This is a genomic window from Bradyrhizobium sp. SHOUNA76, assembly GCF_023006445.1.
Taxonomy (GTDB): domain Bacteria; phylum Pseudomonadota; class Alphaproteobacteria; order Rhizobiales; family Xanthobacteraceae; genus Bradyrhizobium.
In genome coordinates, this window is record NZ_JALBHA010001203.1 from 1 (window position 1) to 241 (window position 241).

A 241-nucleotide genomic window follows, 5' to 3' on the forward strand; every position below is an offset into this window, starting at 1 on the left:
GCTCTTGTTCTGCCGCATGACGTCGCGAACCTGGTAGGCGATCTCGCGCACCTTGTTGGCGTCGGGACCGATCACGCGGAACTGGACGGGGAAGCCGACCGGCGGACCGAAGTTGAAGCGATCGACACGGACGCGCGCCTCGGACAGCATGCCGTCGGCAGCCGCGTTCTCGATCTTGGCCTTGATGCGCTCGCGCGCCTCGACGCCCTTGGCGACGATGACGATCTCGGCAAAGGCCTCG

Annotated in this window: 1 protein-coding gene; it reads right to left on the reverse strand. The window is 66.4% G+C overall.

The genetic code is table 11. The annotated features are described in order from the left end of the window. On the reverse strand, window positions 1-241 hold a 241-nt coding region (locus MOV74_RS40510), incomplete at both ends, for a hypothetical protein (protein WP_246933149.1).